We start from the raw sequence: 18,646 nt of genomic DNA, 5'->3' as shown, positions 1-18,646 counted from the left end.
CACACAGAAGTCAGGATCAGCGTATCGGCGCCGTGCGACATCGCGTGTGGTCGGCAGATCCGGCCCGTGACGGGAATGTCGGTGGCGGGTGAGAGGTTGTTCAACGCGGGTGACCGGGAAAGACGCCCAGGGATGCGTTCCTCGCGGATAACCGGTTACCGCACCTGCCGGTATCGGCTACGCTGATACGTACACCCCCAGATGCTTCGGCTACTGGTTAGAAGGCCTCGCTTCGGCGGGGCCTTCGGAATTTATGCTCCACTTCTCGGGGCGCCTCACCGTGCCGTGCTCATCGCTGAGCTCGTCAGGGAGCTGGCACTCGGCGAGCGCCGAGACCGGCACTCGCCGGAAGAGGTCGAGATCGAGCTGGCGCAGTTCGTTGCTCGAGCGCTTCTCGTCGACCGGTGACAGGATCCCGACCTGCCGCCCCAGTTCCTCCTTCACCATGCGGATCGGCATCACGAGATCGGAGTCGTTGCTCAGCACCACGAAGCAGTCGGCAAGCCCGCGCATGGCATCGACGAGGAGCATGCTGGCGAGCGCGACGTCGGACCCCTTCTCCTCCGTCTTCTTGACCCGCACGGTCTTCGCCGAACCATCTGCGAGCAGCTCGACCGGGTGCACCGGCATCACACGTGTGTCCACGCGGAACTTGCCCTCGAAGATGCTCGTGCGCGGCAGAGTGCGCAGTGCTCGCAAGTACGCCTGCTGACGCTGGGGAGCGTTTCGATCCTTGCCGGGCAGCGGCTTGATCACCGCCGTGAAGTACCGAACGGCCACGACCTCGAACTCGGGAAGCAACCGCTCGGCGAGCGCTTCGAGGTCGAGCCACTTGTCCTGCGGCTGGCCCTCCAGAAGACGCCGGTACAGGTTGAAGCCGTCGACGTATAGGGCCGCAGTCGGCCGCGCCGACGACTCTGCCATCACAGCTCCCCGCGGAAGGCTCGGTGCTGGAGGGCAGCGAAGAGCTCGTCGTCGGCTTCGAGCGCACGAGCGACGCGGGCGCGCTCGGCATGAATCGCCTCGACCTTGTCGGCGAACTCCTGCTGCAGGCGAAGTGGCGGGAGAGGGAGAAGCAATGATTTGGTGCGGCTAATGTCGAGGTTCGAGATGTTCGTGGTCCGATTACCGAAGCTACGAACTGTCGCCTGGACCTCGGGGCCGCTGAACCACTGATGTAGGAACAGCGGATCGATGCGACTGCTCGGTCGCAGAGCTACAACGAAACCTCCGATGACGAACCTTTCCGGGAGGTCGTCCACGAAGCAGCACCTCCCGACAAGGTTCCAGCTATTGGCGCTGGAGATGAGGGTGTCACCTTGGCGGAGGAACTTCTCATCCTTGATGGGCTCGCTTGGCGTGATCCGCACGACATCGCCGAGATATAGGCGCTTCTGCACATTCTTCGTGCGCATCACCCCGACACCTCTTGCCGACACCTCGGCTGGCTTGTACGTGACACCGCGCACAAAGGAAGCCACGTCTCCCAGCCTCACCGTGTCGAAGCCGCCCCCGAACATCTCACGGAAGAGGGCCTGGGGGAGCTCGTCGAGGTGGGTGAGCTGGGCGCGGCGCTTCGCGCGGATCGCGTCGGCCGCGTCGAGGATCGCCGCGATCCGCCGCTGCTTCTGGAGGTCCGGAATCGGAACCAGAAGGCTCCCGAGCGCCTTGAGCGAGATTGACTTGCGACGTTCCGCCGAACCGCGCCCGAGCGAACCGTAGCGCGCAATCGCCTGAGGCGAGCGCAGCAGTCTCAACAGGTATGTGATGTCGACTTTCTCGCTGTCCACGGAGAATACCGTGTACATCGGACTCACGATGCAATCCTCCGGCGCGAAACCAATTGCACCCTCATCGAGGTGGATCGTCGCATAGGCAAATTGCCCCGCGCGCACGACCTTGTACGACGACGTGTCGACCGACGCGACCTGCTTCTTGAAGTAGTCGCGCTGCGGGACGAATCCAGCATGCTTGGTCACGGAGTAGACCGGCAGTGAATGGCCCGACCCCGCGCGGCCGGAGGCCGGCGCGATGACGTCACCGAGGCGCCTCACGCCAGCAGCCCCCGCAGTTCCTTCACTCCGTCAGCGATCTCCGCGTTCAGACGCTCGACGTCGGCGAGGATGTCGGCCACCGGGCGGTGCTCGACCTCCTCGTACTCGACCTCCTTGTAGCGGTTGATGGAGAGGTCGTACCCCTGCTCGCGGATCTCGTCGGCGGGTACGAGGAACGACTGATCCGTGCGGGCGCGCTCCTTCTCCCCAGGGCGGTTCCGCCAGCGGGTCAGCACATCGGGAAGGTCCGACGTCTCGAGCTTCGTGCGCTTGTCATCGAGCGAGAAGCCGTCGCTGCGCACGTCGTAGAACCAGACGTCATCGGTGCCGCCAGCGCCGGTCTTCGTGAAGAACAGGATCGCCGTCGACACCCCGGCGTAGGGCTTGAAGACGCCCGACGGCAGCTTCACGACGGCGTCGAGCTTGTGCTCGTCGACGAGCATGCGGCGCAGGTCCTTGTGGGCCTTGCTCGATCCGAACAGCACACCGTCGGGCACAATCACCGCGGCGCGACCGCCTGTCCTCAGCAGACGCAGGAAGAGCGCGAGGAACAGCAGCTCGGTCTTCTTGGTCTTGACGACGCGCTGCAGCTCCTTGCTCGTCGCCTCGTAGTCCAGAGAACCGGCGAACGGGGGGTTGGCGAGCACCATGTCGTACGACTCGGCGTCATCCGCCGATCCCTCCGCGAGCGAGTCGCGGTAGCGGATGTCGGGTGCGTTCACACCGTGCATGAGCATGTTCATCGAGCCGATCCGCAGCATCGTGGAGTCGAAGTCGAAGCCGTGGAACGCCGAGTGGTGGAAGTGCTTCGATTGCACCTGGTCGACGAGCGCATCGGGGTGCTCCGCGCGGATGTACTCCGCAGCGGCCATCAGGAAACCCGCCGTGCCGCAGGCGGGATCGACGATCTCCATGCCGGGCGTCGGCGCCATCATGTCGACCATCAGCTGAATGATGTGCCGCGGGGTGCGGAACTGCCCGTTGACGCCGGCCGAGGCGATCTTCGACAGCAGGTATTCGTAGAGGTCGCCGTTCGTGTCGCGATCCTTCATCGGGATCTCGTCGAGCTGATCCATGACCTTGCCGAGCAGCGCCGCGCTCGGGATCGTGAAGCGCGCGTCGCGCATGTGGCCACCGTAGGTGGTCTCGACGCCCGCGATCTCCGATCCGAGACCACGCAGGAACGGAAACACCTGCTCCGACATGACCTCGTACACCGCGGCGCTGTCGCCATTCGCCCGCAGCCGCGACCAGCGCAGGTGGTCCTGACCCTCGCCGAACGGCATCGGGCGCGACGTCGAGCCGGTCAGCCGCAGCTCGCGTTCGGCGTCCGTCTGCTGATCGTCGAGACGGCGGAGGAACAGCAGATAGGTGATCTGCTCGATCACCTCGAGCGGGTTCGAGATGCCGCCCGACCAGAACGCGTCCCAGACCCGATCGATCCTGCTCTTGAGTTCACCCGTGATCACGGATCGAGCTTACGTGCGGCTTCCGACAGCGGCCGGGCCCGGGCACGACGCGCCGCCGCGGTCCGCCCCGGGGAAACCGCGCGTGGAGGCGCCCCGCGCCGCTACGCTGACCGCGTGGCGACGCTGACGAGCACGACGAGGACCCCGGTGCGGACGACGACGTGGAGCGTGCTGCGGATCGCCGCGGCGGCGCTCATCCTCGCCGCGGCGTTCGCGCAGCTGGCGCGCACCCTGCGCAACGCCGTGGACAACGACTTCCACCTGCCCACCTCGATCGCGAACTTCTTCAGCTTCTTCACGATCGAGTCGAACCTCTTCGCCGCGATCGTGCTCGTCATCGCCGCCGTGCGCGGCTGGACCCGCCGCGAGGACCGCGACCCGGCGTGGCTCTCGATCGCCCTGGCGGCCGTGAGCACGTTCATGATCATCACCGGCATCGTCTACAACCTGCTGCTGCGCGGCATCGAACTGCCCCAGGGCCAGACGGTGGCGTGGTCGAACGAGGTGCTGCACGTGGTGGGGCCGCTGTTCCTGCTGCTCGACGTGCTCTTCGCCCCGCGGCGGCGCGGGCTGCCGTGGGCCACGATCGGGATCGTCGTGATGTATCCGATCGTCTGGGCGGTCTACACGCTCGTCCGCGCGAACCTGATCACGAACCAGACCACCGGCGATCCGTGGTGGTACCCGTACCCGTTCCTCAACCCTCACGTGCAGGGCGGCTACGGCGGCGTCGCGCTCTACATCGTGGGGATCGCGGCCGCCTTCGCCCTCGTGGCCTGGGGCATCGTCGCGGTCGGCCGCCGCCGGGACCCGCTGACCGAGTCCTGAAGGCGGGAGAACGCTCGCTGAGCGGCACGGCTCGCGCGGCTTCTCGCACGTGACCGCACGGTAGCTCCGCTCCACAGGGCACAACTCCCCGCCGCCCCCGTCGCGCGGCCACCGTAGGCTGGCCGGAGGCACACGGAGGGGAACCGATGAGCACTGCACCGACCGATCAGGAGCTGGCCCGCGCACGCGAGGTGCTCGACCACATCGCGACGTCGTATTCGCGCAAGGTGGTCGGCCAGGAGCGGCTGCGCACGAGCCTGCTGATCGCGCTGATCGCCAACGGGCACATCCTGCTCGAGTCGGTGCCCGGCCTGGCCAAGACGACGGCGGCGAGCACCCTGGCCGACACGATCGCGGCCGACTTCAAGCGCATCCAGTGCACCCCCGACCTGCTGCCCAGCGACATCACCGGCAACCAGGTCTACGACGCCTCCACGGGGTCCTTCCGGACGGTGCTCGGCCCCGTGCACGCCAACTTCGTGCTGCTCGACGAGATCAACCGGTCCAGCGCCAAGACCCAGAGCGCCATGCTCGAGGCGATGCAGGAGCGCCAGACGACGATCGGCGGCGAGGTGCACCACCTGCCCAAGCCGTTCCTCGTCATCGCCACGCAGAACCCCATCGAGCAGGAGGGCACCTACGAGCTGCCCGAGGCCCAGCTGGACCGCTTTCTCATGAAGGAGATCGTGGAGTACCCGAGCCCCGCCGAGGAGTTCGAGGTGCTGCAGCGCATCGACACCGGCGTGCTCGATCCGGAGCGCCACCTCGAGAGCACGGCCACCGTGCAGGACGTGCTGATGATGCAGGACGTCGCGAGCCGCATCCACGTCTCGCCCGCCGTGCGCAACTACATCGTCGGGCTGAGCTACGTCACCCGCAATCCGGCTCCCTACATCGGCGAGGAGAAGGCGCGGTACATCAAGTACGGCGCCAGCCCCCGGGCGAGCATCGCGTTCCTGCAGTGCTCGCGCGCGCTCGCGCTCATCAACGGCCGCACCCACGTGCTCCCCGAGGACGTCCGGACGCTGCGCCACCTCGTGCTGCGCCATCGCGTGCTGCTCACGTTCGAGGGCGAGGCCGACGGCATCCGCAGCGAGGACCTCATCGACGCGATCTTCCAGTCGGTCCCCACCCCGTAACTCCCATGGCCACCCTGCTCACGCGGGTGAAGGGCAAGCTCTTCATCCCCTCGCGGCGCAAGTCGGTGCACGCGCTCGACGGCGCGTACGCCTCGCTGCTGCACGGGCGGAGCCTCGACTTCGAGGATCTGCGCCGCTACGAGCACGGCGACGACATCCGCGACATCGACTGGCGCGCCACCGCGCGGCTGTCCACGCTGCTCGTGAAGCGCTCGCGCGCCACGCGCATGCACACGATCCTCTTCGCCGTCGACACGGGCCGGCGCATGGCGGCGCTCGCGCCCGACGAGACGGCCAAGAAGGAGATCGCGATCATGGCCGTCGGCGCGCTGGGCCTGCTGAGCCTGCGCCACGGCGACGACGTGACCGTGCTCTACGGCGACGCCGCCGATGTGCGCCGCACCCCGCCGCGCCGCTCCGAGGGCGCGCTCGAGCACGCGCTGCGGGCGATCGACGCGGCCTGCACCCCGGCGAGCGCGGCGAGCGACCGCAACGAGCTGCTGCGCACGATCGCCCGCACCGTGCAGCGGCGGATGATCGTCGTGGTGATCACCGACGAGGAGCCGATCACCGAGGAGCACGAGGCCGCCCTGCGCCGCCTGCGCGTGCAGCACGACGTGCTGTGGATCACGGTGCGCGACGCCGATCCCGTGCTCGACCGCCGCTCGCGGGCGGAGCGGCGCGACGTGGACAGCGGTTGGGGCGTGCCGGCGTTCCTGCACGGCGACGCATCGGTCGTGGCGGAGCTTGCGGCCACGCGCGCGGCCGAGGACCGCCGGCGCGACGAGCTGCTGAACGGGCTGGAGATCAGCCACGCGACCGTGTCGACGCACGACGACGTCGTCCCCGCGCTCATCACGATGCTGCATCGGAGGGCCGTCAATGTCGGCGCCCGCTGAGGTGGTGCGGATGGGCCTGACGCCCACCGATGAGCTGTACCCGCCCGTCCAGTACGGCGGGCTGTGGCTGCTGCTCGCGGCCGGCATCCTGATCGTCATCGTCGGCGTGATCGCGCTGATCGTGCTGCTCACGCGGCCGCCGAAGCCGCGCGCCGAGCGCACCGAGCCCGAGCGCCCCACCGCCGAGCGGCTGCAGAGGCTGCGCTCCGACTACCTGCAGCGGATCGACGCGGTCGAGCGCGCCTACGGCGAGGGGCACATCACCGCCCGCCGCGCCAACGCGGAGCTCAGCCGCCTCACCCGCGCCTTCGTGAACGACTACACCGGCCTGGCGACGCCCGTGATGTCGCTCGACGAGCTCGAGGCGCACGACGTGCACCCGGCGCTCGTCGACGCGCTCAGGCGCCACTACTACCCGAGCCTGTTCCGCGGCGGCCCCGTGATCGACCCGGCCGCCGGCGCGAGCGCCGCACGCGAGGTGGTGAATGCATGGCACTGACGAGCATCTGGCCGATCGTCGCGGTGGCGGCGCTCATCGTCGTCGCGGCCGCGGCGGGGCTCGCGTGGGGCCTGCGCCGCTCCGGCCGCGACCGGGGCGGCGACGGCGTCCTCGTCGCGCGCGCCGAGCGGCTGCGCGAGCTGCCCGCCGTGCGCGCCGCCACGCGGCGCCGCGCGGTGGGGCTGGGGGCCATCGCCCTGCTCGCGGGCGCCTCCGCCCTCGCCGGCAGCGTCGTGATCGCCCGGCCCATGGCGTCGCAGACGATCGTGCCCGAGAACACCAGCCGCGACATCATGCTGTGCCTGGACGTGTCGGGATCGATGACCGAGGTCGACAAGGAGGTGCTCGACGTCTTCCTCGAGCTCGTCGACGGCTTCGAGGGCGAGCGGATCGGGCTGACGATCTTCAACGCCTCGCCCGTGCAGGTCTTCCCGCTCACCGACGACTACGCGTTCGTGCGCGAGCACCTGCGCTCGATGCGCGAGAGCTTCGAGTACGGCGACGTCACGCCCGAGCACTGGCAGGGCACGCTCGACGGCCCCGGCGCCTCGCTCATCGGCGACGGCCTCGCCGCCTGCGCGCTGCGCTTCGACCACTCCGACGAGGAGCGGTCGCGATCGATCATCCTCGCCACCGACAACGAGGTCGCCGGCGCCTCCGTGCTCACGCTGCAGGAGGCCGCGGACTACTCCGCGTCGGTGGGCGTGCGGGTGTTCGCGCTGAACCCGATCCAGGACGACGGCGCGGTGGCGCAGGAGCTGGTCGCGGCCGCCGAGGCCACGGGCGGCGCGGCCTACGGCCTGCGGGGCACGACCACGGTGGGCGACATCGTCGACCGCGTGCAGGAGCAGGAGGCCACGGCCCTGCGCGGCGAGATCGAGGTGGTCTGGACCGACGAGCCGACCGTGTGGATCGTGGTGGTGCTCATGCTCGCGCTCGTGCTCGTCGTGATCGGATGGAGGGTGCGGCTGTGACCTTCCTGCCCGTGCTCCACCCGCTGCTGCTCCTGGCGCTGTGCCTGCCCGTGCTCGCGCTGGCGGTGTGGACGCTGATCCGGGCCGCCGAGCCCGGCGCGCGCGCACGCTGGGCGCTGCGCGTCGCGCTCGTGCTGGCGTGCACGGTCCTCGCGTTCCGCCCGGGCATCCCCGACGGCGCGGCGCGATCGGTCGCCACGAACGTCGACATCGTGATCGTGCTCGACAACACCACGAGCATGCTCGCCGAGGACTGGGAGGGCGAGGACGGCGCGCGCCGGATCGACGGCGTCGCCGACGACATCCGCGCGATCATCGAGACCTATCCGGGCGCGCGGTACGCGCTCATCGCCTTCGACAACAGCGCGCAGCTGCGCCTGCCCCTCACGACCGACACGAGCGCCCTCATGGCCTCGATCGAGGTGATGGCGCCGCCGCCGACCGATCGCTCCTCCGGCAGCTCGATCGGCATCGCCGCCCCCGTGCTCGAGCAGACGCTGCGCGGCGCGCAGGAGTCGCAGCAGGGGCGCGCCCGCATGGTCTTCTACCTCGGCGACGGCGAGCAGACCGCGCCGGAGGAGCCCGAGTCGTTCGCCGGCAGCGCGGAGCTCGTCGACGGCGGCGCCGTGCTGGGCTACGGCACCGCCGAGGGCGGCCCGATGAGGCGCGTCGGCGCGGGCGTGGACGGCTCGGGCGACTACCTGGAGGACCCGGCGACGGGCGAGCGGGCCGTGTCGATCATCGACGAGGAGGCGCTCGGCACGATCGCCGAGCAGCTGGGCGTGCCCTACGTGCACCGCACGGCGGATGCGGAGCCCGAGCTGCCCGAGGCGCCCGCCGAGACGACGGCCGTCGCCGATCAGGAGACCCCGGGCGCCCGCACCGAGCTGTCGTGGGCCATCGGCATCGTCGTCGCCGGTCTCCTGCTGGCCGAGGTCGCCGTCGCGGCCACCCGCATCGGCCGCACCCTGCGGCTGGCCCGATCGCCGAAGGAGGCCCGGCGATGACCCGCAAACGGCTGCGGATGTGGCTGCTCATCGGCTTCGCCCCGATTGCGCTGGCGGGCCTCGTGATCGTCGTGAAGATCCTCGGGATGTACGCCTTCGCGCACCAGGCGATCACGGCGCACGTGCAGGGCAACCCCCAGGGAACCGTCACCGCGGCCGAGGCGCAGCACCCGCTGAACTGGTTCGAGCCCTACAAGGCGCCCTACAACCTCGGCGTGGGCCTGGCGGGCCTCGAGCGGCTGCCCGAGGCCCGCGCGCAGTTCGAGGCCGCGCTGCCGCTGACCGAGGGGCTCGAGCGGTGCCCCGTGCAGCTGAACCTGGCGCTCGTGATCGAGCGCCAGGGCGACGCGGCCGAGAGCCCCGCGGAGGCCGGCGCGTTCTACGCCGAGGCGCTCGAGGTCAACCTGGCCCTGCCGGAGGAGTGCCGCAGCGACGAGGCGAACGAGCAGTCGCCCGACCCCGAGCGCGACAACGCCGAGACGCAGGACGACCAGCAGGATCGGCTGCAGCAGAAGCAGCAGCAGAACGAGCAGCAGCAGCCGGACACCGGCGAGGACGAGCAGGACCAGCCCACCGAGCAGGAGCAGCAGGAGCAGGAGGACAAGCTCGGCCAGATCGAGGACAAGCTCGAGAACGGCGCCCAGGAGCGCGAGCAGGGCGAGGACGACAGCTCCGGCGGCGGAACGGACAAGCCATGGTGACCCGATCGCGATTCGTCGCCAAGCACGACGGCGCCCCGCCGACCCCTCCCCCGGGCGGCTACCAGCGCGCCCGGCAGTTCCCCTCGTCGCCGTTCGCGCCCGAACTGACGATGCCGTTCGCCCCGCGCGAGCCGGAGCCGAAGCCGGCCCGGCGACGGCACTGGTTCGGCTGGGCGGCGCTCGGAGCGGCGGCGGGCCTCGCGCTCGTGCTGCTCATCCAGCTCGCGATGGGCGCCACCGACACCATCTACGGCACCACGATGATCGCGCTCCAGCTCGTGGTGGCGGCCGTGGTGATCGCCGCCCTCTTCGTGCCGAACGCGCGCTTCCTCGGGGCGATCGCGCTCACCGTCGCGGTGATCCTCAACGTCGGCACGATCGGCGCCGCCAGCGCGCTGCAGTCCTCGGCGGCCGGCACGTACGACGGCGAGACCGTGCGCGACAAGACCGAGCAGGAGTACCCCGGCATCCGCGATGTCGATCCCGACCTCGTGCTGCAGGCGGAGTCGCTCGAGCAGATGCAGGCGCGGTTCGACTCGCTCTCCGAGGCGATCCGCACCGAGCTGACCGATCGCTTCGGCTTCACCTGGGTGCGGATCGGCGAGGGCTCCACCCGCCCCGAGCGCAACGGCTACGGCGGCGAGTCGATGCTCGTCGAGTACAGCGCGCCGGTGTGGGCGACCGAGCAGCCCATCCGCACCGAGGCGCAGAAGCGCGAGGTCATGGCCGCGATCGACGACGTGCTGCTGCGCGAGGGCGTGTACTGGCCGCTCTACCCGCTCAACGAGGACAGCGGCATCACCGACGACAGCCTCGACAAGCTCTACGGCAGCGCCGATCCCGCCACCCAGGTGGTGTGGGAGTGGTACACCGAGGTCGGCGGGACCGACCTGATGTACGAGTCCGGCGCGCCCGACCCGAGCCTCTTCTACGCCACGATCACCGACCTCACCCACGACGACACCGGTGTCTTCCGGCAGCGCCAGGAGGCCGAGAACGCCAGCGACGGCACGCCGCTCGAGGGCCTGCAGCTGTTCTTCCTCGGCCGCCAGCTGCTGAGCGAGGCCGACCGCGAGGCGTTCGAGCAGGCGATCGCCGACAGCCCGATCGACTGACGCTCACCCGCCGCTCACCCCGGCTTCACCCGGAATCATCCACCCGGGCACCGACGGTTGCCGTGCGCCGATCCGGCGGCATACCGTTCAGACAGGTCGAGCGGCCAGTCGTCACCTCGGGGGAGGAGGACGCGGCCCCCACGCTCGGCCCTGTGTCCCTCGGGGGAGGGGACACCCTACCCGGGCGGCGCGGTTCTGGACACGGTTCACCCGGACCGCTTCCGGAACCGCGCTACCGGGCCCGGGGCCGGCCACGTCCTAGGCTGTGCCCGGGGGTACTTCATGGGTGAGGCGACGGGCCGCATCGAACGACCGCGGATCACGGCGCTGCTGGACCGGATCCCGCAGGGGTCGATCATCTTCCTGCGCACCCAGCACCGCGGCGGCATCGCGACGGCGGTGCGGCACTGGGCCGACCTCCGCGGGCTGAGCGTGGTGTGGTGGAGCTCGACGCGCGACGACGTGCCCGGCCCCGGCTCCCCCGACGCGGACGTGGTCGTCGTCCGCCTCGCCGACGTCACGTGCGAGGACGCCGACGCGGTGATCGCCTGCCGGCGACGCTGGCCCGACGCGACGTTCCTCGTCGAGTCCGGCGTGCGCTGGCCGCCGCAGCTGGTCGAGGCGGGACTGAAGCCGCAGAGCGTGCTGCACGGGCGCGTGTTCGGCTTCACCCCCGCCGAGATCGTCGACCGCGCCGGCCAGCTCGGCCTGGCGCTCGACACCGACGAGGCGCAGTGGCTGATCGATCGGGCCAGCAGCCAGGTGGGCTTCGCGGACGCGGTGATCCAGGCCGCGGCGGCCCGCGGCGTGCTCGACGAGGTCGCCGTGCGCGAGGGCTGCGACGCCGCGCTGGCGTTCTTCGCCGAGGCCGCGGCCTCCGGCGTGATCGGGCCCGACACCTGGGAGCTGTGCGCCGCGATCGGCCGCGTCGGCGACGTCACGCCGTCGGCCCTGCACGCCCTCTCGAGCCACAGCGAGCTGACCGCGCTGGTGACCGAGGGGCTCGTGGCCAACGGGCTCATCGTCGAGAAGCCGGAGCTCGGCCTCGTCGGCGCCCCTCCCGGCCTGCGCGACAGCATCGTGCGCATGCTCGCCGGCAACGCGGCGATGGGCGAGGTCGACGAGCGGATCGGCGCGCTCGCGCTGCAGCTGCTCGACCAGGGGCGCGCCGACGACGCCTGGTCGCTCGTGAGCGATCTGCTGCACGTGCGCACCCGGGTGCTGACCGAGCGCTGGTGGCTGCTCGACGGCCTGCCGGTCGGCGAGACGCGGGAATGGCTCGAGCACGCCACCCGCACCGGCGCCGATCCGCGCCCGCGCCTGGCGCTCGCCCGCGCGCTCGTCGACGTCACGAGCGTCGACCACGACGGCCGCATCCCGCCGGCCGATCGGGCCCACGCGACCCTGCTGCTGGACGAGGCGGCGCGCGGCGAGCTCGACGCCGTGGCCACGGTCGCGATCGACGTGCTGCGCGGCGTGCTGCTGCGGCTGGCCGGCCGGTTCGAGGAGGCGATGGCCCATCACGAGCGCGTGTGCACGGCGATCCCGCCGGCCCCCACCACGCCGGCCGAGCGGCGGATCGCGTGCGTCGCCCAGGTGCACGCGGGCATCAGCGCGCTCGACGCCTCGGCCCCCGACGTCGCCGCCCAGCACCTCACCGCCGCCGCCAGCGTGGCCCACCAGGCCGGGGTCCCCCACCTGGCGGTGTACGCGCACGAGCTGCTGCGCGTGGTCACGGCGAAGGCCGAGCCGCACGCCACCTCGTACCAGACGCTCGTCGACAACCTCGTCGGCGGATCGGCCGTGAACGGGCCGATCGACGAGCTGCAGCGACTGTGGACGGCGATGTACGCGCTCGACATCGGCGCGATGCAGGGCGAGCTCGGCGAACCGAGCGCGCTCGTGGACGATCCGCTGTCGATCCGCATGGTGCTGCTGGCCACCCGCGCGGCCGCGCACGGCGTCCTGCAGCACGGCGGCGTCGCGCTCGGCGAGGTGGAGTACACCGAGAGCGAGATGCAGGGCTTCCGGCTGACGGGCCTGCACCAGGCCATGCTGGCCTGGGCCCGGTCGGAGGGCCTCATCCACACCGGGCGCGCGGCCGACGCGCACGAAATGCTCGCCGCGCTGCCCGCCGCCTTCGACGGGCCGATCCCCGTCGCGCTGCTGCGGGCGCGTGCCCTGCTCGCCCTCGGCGACGCCGACCGCGCGGCCGAGGCCCTCGGGCCCGAGCCGCGCCACGCCTCGGGGGTGCTGCGCGTGTGGGAGCACGCGATCCGCGCGGAGGTGCACCGGCGACGCGGCGAGCCGGAGGCGTTCTCGCGCACGCTCGCCGCCGGCTTCGTCTCGGCGGCCCGATCGCGGGCGATGCTCCCCTTCGCGCTGCAGGGGGTCGACGCGCTCGCGGCGGCGATCGACGGCGCCGCCGACCTGCCGCTGGACGTGTCGACGCGGCACTTCGTCGAGCAGCTGGCCGCCGTGCGCGACGAGCTGCGCCGCGCGGGCGCGGCCCGGCTCACCCTGAGCGAGCGGGAGCGGCGCGTGCTGACGGCGCTGGTGGCCACCGCCTCGACGCGCGATCTCGCCGAGATCCTGCGCCTGTCGCCCAACACCGTCAAGACGCACCTGAAGAACATCTATCGCAAGCTCGGCGTCTCGTCGCGGGCCGCGGCGATCGTGACCGCGCGCCGGCTCTCGCTGCTGCCGGACGATCCGACGGGCGCCCGCCTGGCGCTGCCCGACGAGGTCGGCTGATCCCCGATCCGGCCGCCGCCCGGGGCGCGGGGCGGGTGGCCGCCGAACGATAGGCTGGACGCCATGTCGAAGGTCCTTCAGTCCCTGCCCGTCGGCGAGCGCGTCGGCATCGCCTTCTCCGGGGGGCTCGACACCTCCTGCGCCGTGGCGTGGATGAAGGACGCGGGCGCGATCCCGTTCACCTACACCGGCGACCTGGGCCAGCCCGACGAGGACGACATCGCGTCGATCCCCGACCGCGCGCTGCAGTACGGCGCGGAGCAGTCGCGCCTCATCGACTGCAAGCCGCTGCTCGTCGAGGAGGGCCTGTCGGCCCTGGCCTGCGGCGCGTTCCACATCCGCTCCGCGGGGCGGACGTACTTCAACACCACGCCGATCGGCCGGGCCGTGACCGGCACCCTGCTCGTGCGGGCCATGAAGGAGGACGGCGTCGACATCTGGGGCGACGGCTCCACCTACAAGGGCAACGACATCGAGCGGTTCTATCGCTACGGCCTGCTGGCCAACCCCCGCCTGCGCATCTACAAGCCGTGGCTCGACGCCGACTTCGTCTCGCAGCTCGGCGGCCGCACCGAGATGAGCGAGTGGCTCGTCGCGCACGGCTACCCATACCGCGACTCCGCCGAGAAGGCCTACTCCACCGACGCCAACATCTGGGGCGCCACCCACGAGGCCAAGACGCTCGAGGAGCTCGACGTCTCGCTCGAGACCGTCGAGCCGATCATGGGCGTGCGGTTCTGGGACCCGTCGGTCGAGATCGAGACCGAGGACGTCACCGTGACGTTCGAGGCCGGCCGCCCGGTGGCCCTCAACGGCCAGGAGTACACCGACCCCGTCGCGCTCGTCTTCGAGGCGAATCGAATCGGCGGCCGCCACGGTCTCGGCATGAGCGACCAGATCGAGAACCGCATCATCGAGGCCAAGTCGCGCGGCATCTACGAGGCCCCCGGCATGGCGCTGCTCTTCATCGCGTACGAGCGCCTCGTCAACGCGATCGTCAACGAGGATACCCTCGCGACCTACCACGAGCAGGGCCGCCGCCTCGGCCGGCTCATGTACGAGGGGCGCTGGCTCGAGCCGCAGTCTCTCATGCTGCGCGAGTCGATCCAGAAGTGGGTCGGGTCCACGATCTCCGGCACCGTCGCCCTCCGCCTGCGCCGCGGCGAGGACTACACGATCCTCGACACCCAGGGCGCCTCACTGTCGTACGCGCCCGAGAAGCTCTCGATGGAGCGCGTCGGCGACGCCGCCTTCGGGCCGACCGACCGCATCGGCCAGCTGACCATGCGCAACCTCGACATCGCCGACTCGCGCGCGCGGCTGGAGGGCTACGTGGCCCGCGGCCTCATCGGCGGCACCACCGGCGAGCTGATCGGCGCGCTCGAGCGCGGCGAGTCCGACGAGATCACCGAGCACGCCGTCCCGCTCACCGCGGAGGGCGAGCAGCTGGCCGAGGCCGTCGACGAGGCGAGCGAGTCGGCCGCCTTCGACACCGGCACCGACTGAGTCAGCTGTTGCGGCTCTGCTTCTCGCGGATGAGGTCGAGCGCGATGACGGATCCGATGACGGCGGCGCGCTGCGCGTCGCTCATGCCGTCGGCCAGCTGCACCACGTAGGTCGACTTGCCGAGCAGGGCGTTGCCCATGCCCGACCACTGCCGCGAGACGGTGGCCATGACGCCGAGCGGGCCGACCACCCGGAAGTCGAAGCCCCAGAGGTCGCCCTCGAGCTCGATCTCCTCGCCCATCAGGTCGACCGAGACGCGGGTCTTGAACAGCGTGATCCGCTTGACGAGGCCGGCGAGCGGATTGCCCTGGCCGTCGAGGATCTCCATGCGATCGCGCCCGAGCGTCATGGTGTCCTTCACCTGGATGACCGGGTTGGCGGGCCCGTCGAAGACGGTGAGCTCGCGGGCGCCGAGGAACATCCGGCCCATCGTGCTGCCCCCGGTCTCGACGTGCCCGACCTGCTGCCCCTGACCGTCCAGGATCGCGAAGTCGTTCTTCGAAAAGTTCCGCGTCTGCTGGAAGATCAGGACGTTGTTCCGCAGGAGCGACATGCGACCGATCCTTCCACCTCCGACCGTTCACCGCACGGTCTATCGGATGTCGGCGGCCCGTGCCATGATCCACGCGTGAGCGGGATCCGGCCCGCACACCAGGCGACGAGAGGATCGGGACGATGGGGTTCAAGGCGGCACCGTACATGGGGTTCAACGGCCAGGCGGCCGATGCGCTGGCGTTCTACCAGGGCGTCTTCGGCGGCAAGCTCGACATCACGCGCTACAGCGAGATGCCGATGGAGGAGGCCCCGGGCGAGCCCGACTGGGTGATGCACGGGCAGCTCGAGCTCGACAACGGCATCACGCTCATGGCGGCCGACGGGCCCGAATCGCGCACGAGCGGCAACGTCGAGATCTGCCTCTACGGCGACGACCAGGCCGAGCTCGAGGGCCTGTTCCAGAAGCTCGGCGAGGGCGGCACGGTGGCGCTGCCGTTCGAGCCCGCGCCGTGGGGCAGCTGGTTCGGCCAGCTGACCGACCGCTTCGGCATCGTCTGGATGCTCGAGGGCGGCTCCGCGGAGTAACTCGCCCCGGAGCTCTCGACTCGCTCCGCTCGCTCGAGCCGTCTCGGCTGCGTTCGCTGCGCTCACTTCGCTCGACGAGCCCGGGTGGTTATCGCTCGTGATGAGCCGTGAGAGTTACGGCTCGTCGACCGGAGCGGCGCGGCCGCGGAGCGGAGACGGGTCGAGCGCAACGCGAAGCGCGGAGTCGAGACCAAGGCCACAGGCCCGGAGCTCTCGACTCCGCTGCGCTCCGGCCCTGGTGGTTATCCCTCGTGATGAGCCGCAAGCACCACGGCTCGTCGACCGGAGCGGCGCAGCCGCGAAGCGGAGACGGGTCGAGCGCAGCGCGAAGCGCGGAGTCGAGACCAAGGCCACAGCCCCGGAGCTCTCGACTCCGCTTCGCTCCGCTCGAGCCGTCTCGGCTCCCTTCGGTCGCTCGACGAGCCGTGCGTGGTTACGGCTCGTCGAGCGGAGCGCGAAGCGCGGAGTCGAGACCAAGGCGCGAAACCCGTGGGCTGACGCGCACCCCGCTCTCGCGGCAGACTGGCGCACATGGATCCGTTGGACGCGCTCACCGAGATCGCGTATCTCCTCGAGCGCGAGCGGTCGTCGCGCTACAAGTCGAAGGCGTTCCGGGCGGCGGCCGACGTCGTCGCCGGGCTCAGCGCCGACGAGCTGCGCGATGCGGCGGCGCTGCGGCGGCGCCCCGGGATCGGCGAGTCGACGTTCCGGGTGATCCAGGAGGCGCTCGCGGGCGACGTGCCGTCGTACCTCGCCGACCTGCGCGAGCGGACCGGCGTGGCGGGCCGCAGCGCGCTGCGCGAGCGGCTGCGCGGCGATCTGCACGCGCACTCCGACTGGTCCGATGGCCTCACGCCGATCGACGCCATGGCGGCCGCCGCCCGGCGCCTCGGGCACGAGTACCTCGCGCTCACCGACCACTCCCCCCGGCTGACGGTCGCGAACGGCCTGTCCGCCGAGCGGCTGGAACGGCAGCTCGAGATCGTGCCCGGGTTCGCGGGCGAGGGATTCACGCTGCTCACCGGGATCGAGGTCGACATCCTCGCAGACGGCGGCCTGGACCAGGACGATGCGCTGCTGGCGCGGCTCGACGTCGTGGTCGCGAGCGTGCACTCGCAGCTGCGCATGGATGCGGCGGGCATGACGCGGCGGATGCTCGCCGCCGTGCGCAACCCGCGCACCGACGTGCTCGGCCACTGCACGGGGCGGCTCGTGGAGGGCTCCCGCGGCACGCGACCGCCGTCGGAGTTCGACGCCCGCGCCGTCTTCGCCGCGTGCGCCGAACACTGCGTCGCCGTCGAGATCAACTCGCGCCCCGAGCGCCAGGACCCGCCCGACGAGCTCATCGCGATCGCCCTCGCGGAGGGCTGCCTGTTCTCGATCGACAGCGACGCCCACGCGCCGGGGCAGCTGTCGCTGCTGGACTACGGCGCCGAGCGGGCCGAGCGCGCCGGGGTGCCCGCCGATCGCATCGTCACGACGTGGCCGCTCGAGCGGCTGCGCACCTGGCTCGACCGCGACCGGGGCTGATCGCTCAGAGCCCGCTCAGGTCGAGGTGCGCCTTCTTGGCCTGCTTGCGATTGCGGCTCTTCGCGAAGAGCTCTCGCGCCTGATCCGGGTCGAGCCGACCCTCGGCGAGCATGCGGATCGGGCACCGCTTGCAGCGGGGCTTCGACCTGCAGCAGGTCTTCTTCGGGCCCTTCTGCTTCTTCTTGCCCATCCCGACATCGTAGGCGCGGCGCCGGGTGATCGGCGGCGCGGTGTCGGCGGGCGCGAGGTCAGCCCGACTTGCGGCGGAACTCCCGCTTGCCGCCCGCGGGACCGTGCACGCCGTGAATGGCGCCGGCCTGGCGGCCCGCCGTGCCCGCGGCCCCGTGCTTGGCGGCGTTCTGGGCGTTCTTCCGCTCGAGCGCCTCGCGGAACTTCGCCTTCGCGTCGTCGCTCGGGGAGTTCTTCGATTCGTCAGCCATGGGCTCAGTGTAGGCGTGCTCAGCTGAAGCCCGCTGCCACCGCGTTGCGGTGGTACTCGAAGATGAGGCTCGTGCGCGTGGAGGCGACGAACGGCTGGGTCGAGAGATTGTCGACGACGAACTGGCGCACCTCGCTGGAGTCGGCGACGGCGATGTGCACCATGAAGTCGTCGGTGCCGCCGAGGAAGAACAGCTGCACCACCTGCGGCAGCACCCGCACCTCGTCGGCGAAGCGCACGATGCTGTCGTGGCGCGTGCCGCCTCGCAGGGTCACCCCGATGATCGCCTGCAGGCCCCGGCCGAGGCGGCGGTGGTCGACGCTCGCGTGGAATCCGGTGATGACGCCGCGCTCGACGAGCGAGCGGGTGCGCGCGTGGGCGGTCGACGGCGCGATGTCGAGCGCGACGGCCAGGTCCGCGTTCGTGATGCGGCCCTCGCGCTGCAGGATCGCCACGATCCGCTGATCGATCTCGTCGAGCTCGATCGGGCGAAGATCCTTCGGGCCGGCCGCGGCCTTGGCATCGCTCATGACGCCCATCGTAGGGTTTCGCGAGCATGAGACGAAGTTTCTTCGGCCGTCACCTGCCGGAAACGAACGATCTGCGATTCTCGTCGCGAACGCAGCACCATCCCCCTGACGAGGAGTCCCCG

General features: G+C 70.9%; 19 protein-coding genes. 12 read left to right on the top strand and 7 right to left on the bottom strand.

Features of this window, described 5'->3' with window-relative positions; translation table 11 throughout:
- Positions 1-210: 210 nt before the first annotated feature.
- The 3 genes from E3O41_RS00490 to E3O41_RS00480 are packed head-to-tail and all read right to left on the bottom strand — an operon-like array spanning position 211 to position 3,523.
- On the bottom strand, positions 211-924 hold the full coding sequence (locus E3O41_RS00490) for an NYN domain-containing protein (protein ID WP_067028286.1): 714 nt from the start codon (positions 922-924) through the stop codon (positions 211-213).
- Positions 924-2,054 carry a restriction endonuclease subunit S gene (locus E3O41_RS00485; protein WP_067028284.1) on the bottom strand — a complete coding sequence of 377 codons (1,131 nt, stop codon included), beginning with the start codon at positions 2,052-2,054 and terminating at the stop codon, positions 924-926. The genes E3O41_RS00490 and E3O41_RS00485 overlap by 1 nt, the downstream gene beginning before the upstream one ends.
- Positions 2,051-3,523: a type I restriction-modification system subunit M gene (locus E3O41_RS00480; protein WP_067028282.1), complete on the bottom strand. Its 1,473-nt coding sequence runs from the start codon at positions 3,521-3,523 to the stop codon at positions 2,051-2,053. Before E3O41_RS00480 ends, E3O41_RS00485 begins: the two co-directional genes overlap by 4 nt.
- A 114-nt stretch (positions 3,524-3,637) precedes the next feature.
- On the opposite strand from E3O41_RS00480, the gene E3O41_RS00475 reads away from it, so the two are divergent.
- The 10 genes from E3O41_RS00475 (at position 3,638) to argG (ending at position 14,945) form a co-directional block, all read left to right on the top strand.
- Positions 3,638-4,351, top strand: a complete 714-nt coding sequence (locus E3O41_RS00475) for a Pr6Pr family membrane protein (protein WP_240482493.1) — start codon at positions 3,638-3,640, stop codon at positions 4,349-4,351.
- A gap of 146 nt (positions 4,352-4,497) precedes the next feature.
- Complete coding sequence (locus tag E3O41_RS00470; RefSeq protein WP_067028280.1) at positions 4,498-5,490, top strand: AAA family ATPase; 993 nt, start codon at positions 4,498-4,500, stop codon at positions 5,488-5,490.
- Positions 5,491-5,495: 5 nt separating this feature from the next.
- On the top strand, positions 5,496-6,389 hold the full coding sequence (locus tag E3O41_RS00465; RefSeq protein ID WP_135011759.1) for a DUF58 domain-containing protein: 894 nt from the start codon (positions 5,496-5,498) through the stop codon (positions 6,387-6,389).
- A complete protein-coding gene (locus tag E3O41_RS00460; protein ID WP_240482492.1) occupies positions 6,373-6,888 on the top strand; it encodes a hypothetical protein in 516 nt (171 codons plus the stop codon). The genes E3O41_RS00465 and E3O41_RS00460 overlap by 17 nt, the downstream gene beginning before the upstream one ends.
- Positions 6,879-7,862, top strand: a complete 984-nt coding sequence (locus tag E3O41_RS00455) for a VWA domain-containing protein (protein ID WP_067028276.1) — start codon at positions 6,879-6,881, stop codon at positions 7,860-7,862. Before E3O41_RS00460 ends, E3O41_RS00455 begins: the two co-directional genes overlap by 10 nt.
- Positions 7,859-8,869, top strand: coding sequence for a VWA domain-containing protein (locus E3O41_RS00450; RefSeq protein ID WP_067028274.1), 1,011 nt, complete (start codon positions 7,859-7,861; stop codon positions 8,867-8,869). The genes E3O41_RS00455 and E3O41_RS00450 overlap by 4 nt, the downstream gene beginning before the upstream one ends.
- Positions 8,866-9,570, top strand: coding sequence for a hypothetical protein (locus E3O41_RS00445; RefSeq protein ID WP_067028272.1), 705 nt, complete (start codon positions 8,866-8,868; stop codon positions 9,568-9,570). The genes E3O41_RS00450 and E3O41_RS00445 overlap by 4 nt, the downstream gene beginning before the upstream one ends.
- Positions 9,564-10,685: a hypothetical protein gene (locus E3O41_RS00440; protein ID WP_135011757.1), complete on the top strand. Its 1,122-nt coding sequence runs from the start codon at positions 9,564-9,566 to the stop codon at positions 10,683-10,685. The genes E3O41_RS00445 and E3O41_RS00440 overlap by 7 nt, the downstream gene beginning before the upstream one ends.
- Positions 10,686-10,967: 282 nt before the next feature.
- Positions 10,968-13,439 carry a helix-turn-helix transcriptional regulator gene (locus E3O41_RS00435; RefSeq protein ID WP_135011755.1) on the top strand — a complete coding sequence of 824 codons (2,472 nt, stop codon included), beginning with the start codon at positions 10,968-10,970 and terminating at the stop codon, positions 13,437-13,439.
- 63 nt (positions 13,440-13,502) lie between these two features.
- A complete protein-coding gene (gene argG, locus E3O41_RS00430) occupies positions 13,503-14,945 on the top strand; it encodes an argininosuccinate synthase (RefSeq protein ID WP_135011753.1) in 1,443 nt (480 codons plus the stop codon).
- A gap of 1 nt (position 14,946) precedes the next feature.
- Here the strand turns inward: argG and E3O41_RS00425 are convergent, their stop codons facing one another.
- Complete coding sequence (locus E3O41_RS00425; protein ID WP_067028262.1) at positions 14,947-15,498, bottom strand: LURP-one-related/scramblase family protein; 552 nt, start codon at positions 15,496-15,498, stop codon at positions 14,947-14,949.
- Between the two features lie 122 nt (positions 15,499-15,620).
- On the opposite strand from E3O41_RS00425, the gene E3O41_RS00420 reads away from it, so the two are divergent.
- Both E3O41_RS00420 and E3O41_RS00415 read left to right on the top strand, forming a co-directional pair.
- Positions 15,621-16,025 carry a VOC family protein gene (locus E3O41_RS00420; RefSeq protein ID WP_135011751.1) on the top strand — a complete coding sequence of 135 codons (405 nt, stop codon included), beginning with the start codon at positions 15,621-15,623 and terminating at the stop codon, positions 16,023-16,025.
- A gap of 531 nt (positions 16,026-16,556) precedes the next feature.
- Positions 16,557-17,555, top strand: a complete 999-nt coding sequence (locus tag E3O41_RS00415; protein ID WP_135011749.1) for a PHP domain-containing protein — start codon at positions 16,557-16,559, stop codon at positions 17,553-17,555.
- A gap of 4 nt (positions 17,556-17,559) precedes the next feature.
- On the opposite strand, the gene E3O41_RS00410 is transcribed toward E3O41_RS00415, so the two are convergent.
- The 3 genes from E3O41_RS00410 to E3O41_RS00400 are packed head-to-tail and all read right to left on the bottom strand — an operon-like array spanning position 17,560 to position 18,524.
- A complete protein-coding gene (locus E3O41_RS00410; protein WP_067028255.1) occupies positions 17,560-17,745 on the bottom strand; it encodes a hypothetical protein in 186 nt (61 codons plus the stop codon).
- Between the two features lie 58 nt (positions 17,746-17,803).
- Complete coding sequence (locus E3O41_RS00405) at positions 17,804-17,995, bottom strand: DUF5302 domain-containing protein (protein ID WP_067028253.1); 192 nt, start codon at positions 17,993-17,995, stop codon at positions 17,804-17,806.
- Positions 17,996-18,014: 19 nt separating this feature from the next.
- A complete protein-coding gene (locus tag E3O41_RS00400) occupies positions 18,015-18,524 on the bottom strand; it encodes an Lrp/AsnC family transcriptional regulator (RefSeq protein WP_067028251.1) in 510 nt (169 codons plus the stop codon).
- Between the last annotated feature and the right edge of the window lie 122 nt (positions 18,525-18,646).

The organism is Microbacterium sediminis, from assembly GCF_004564075.1.
GTDB classification, from domain to species: domain Bacteria; phylum Actinomycetota; class Actinomycetes; order Actinomycetales; family Microbacteriaceae; genus Microbacterium; species Microbacterium sediminis.
Note: the sequence above shows the minus strand (reverse complement) of the source record. Positions and strands in the feature narration are given on the sequence as shown.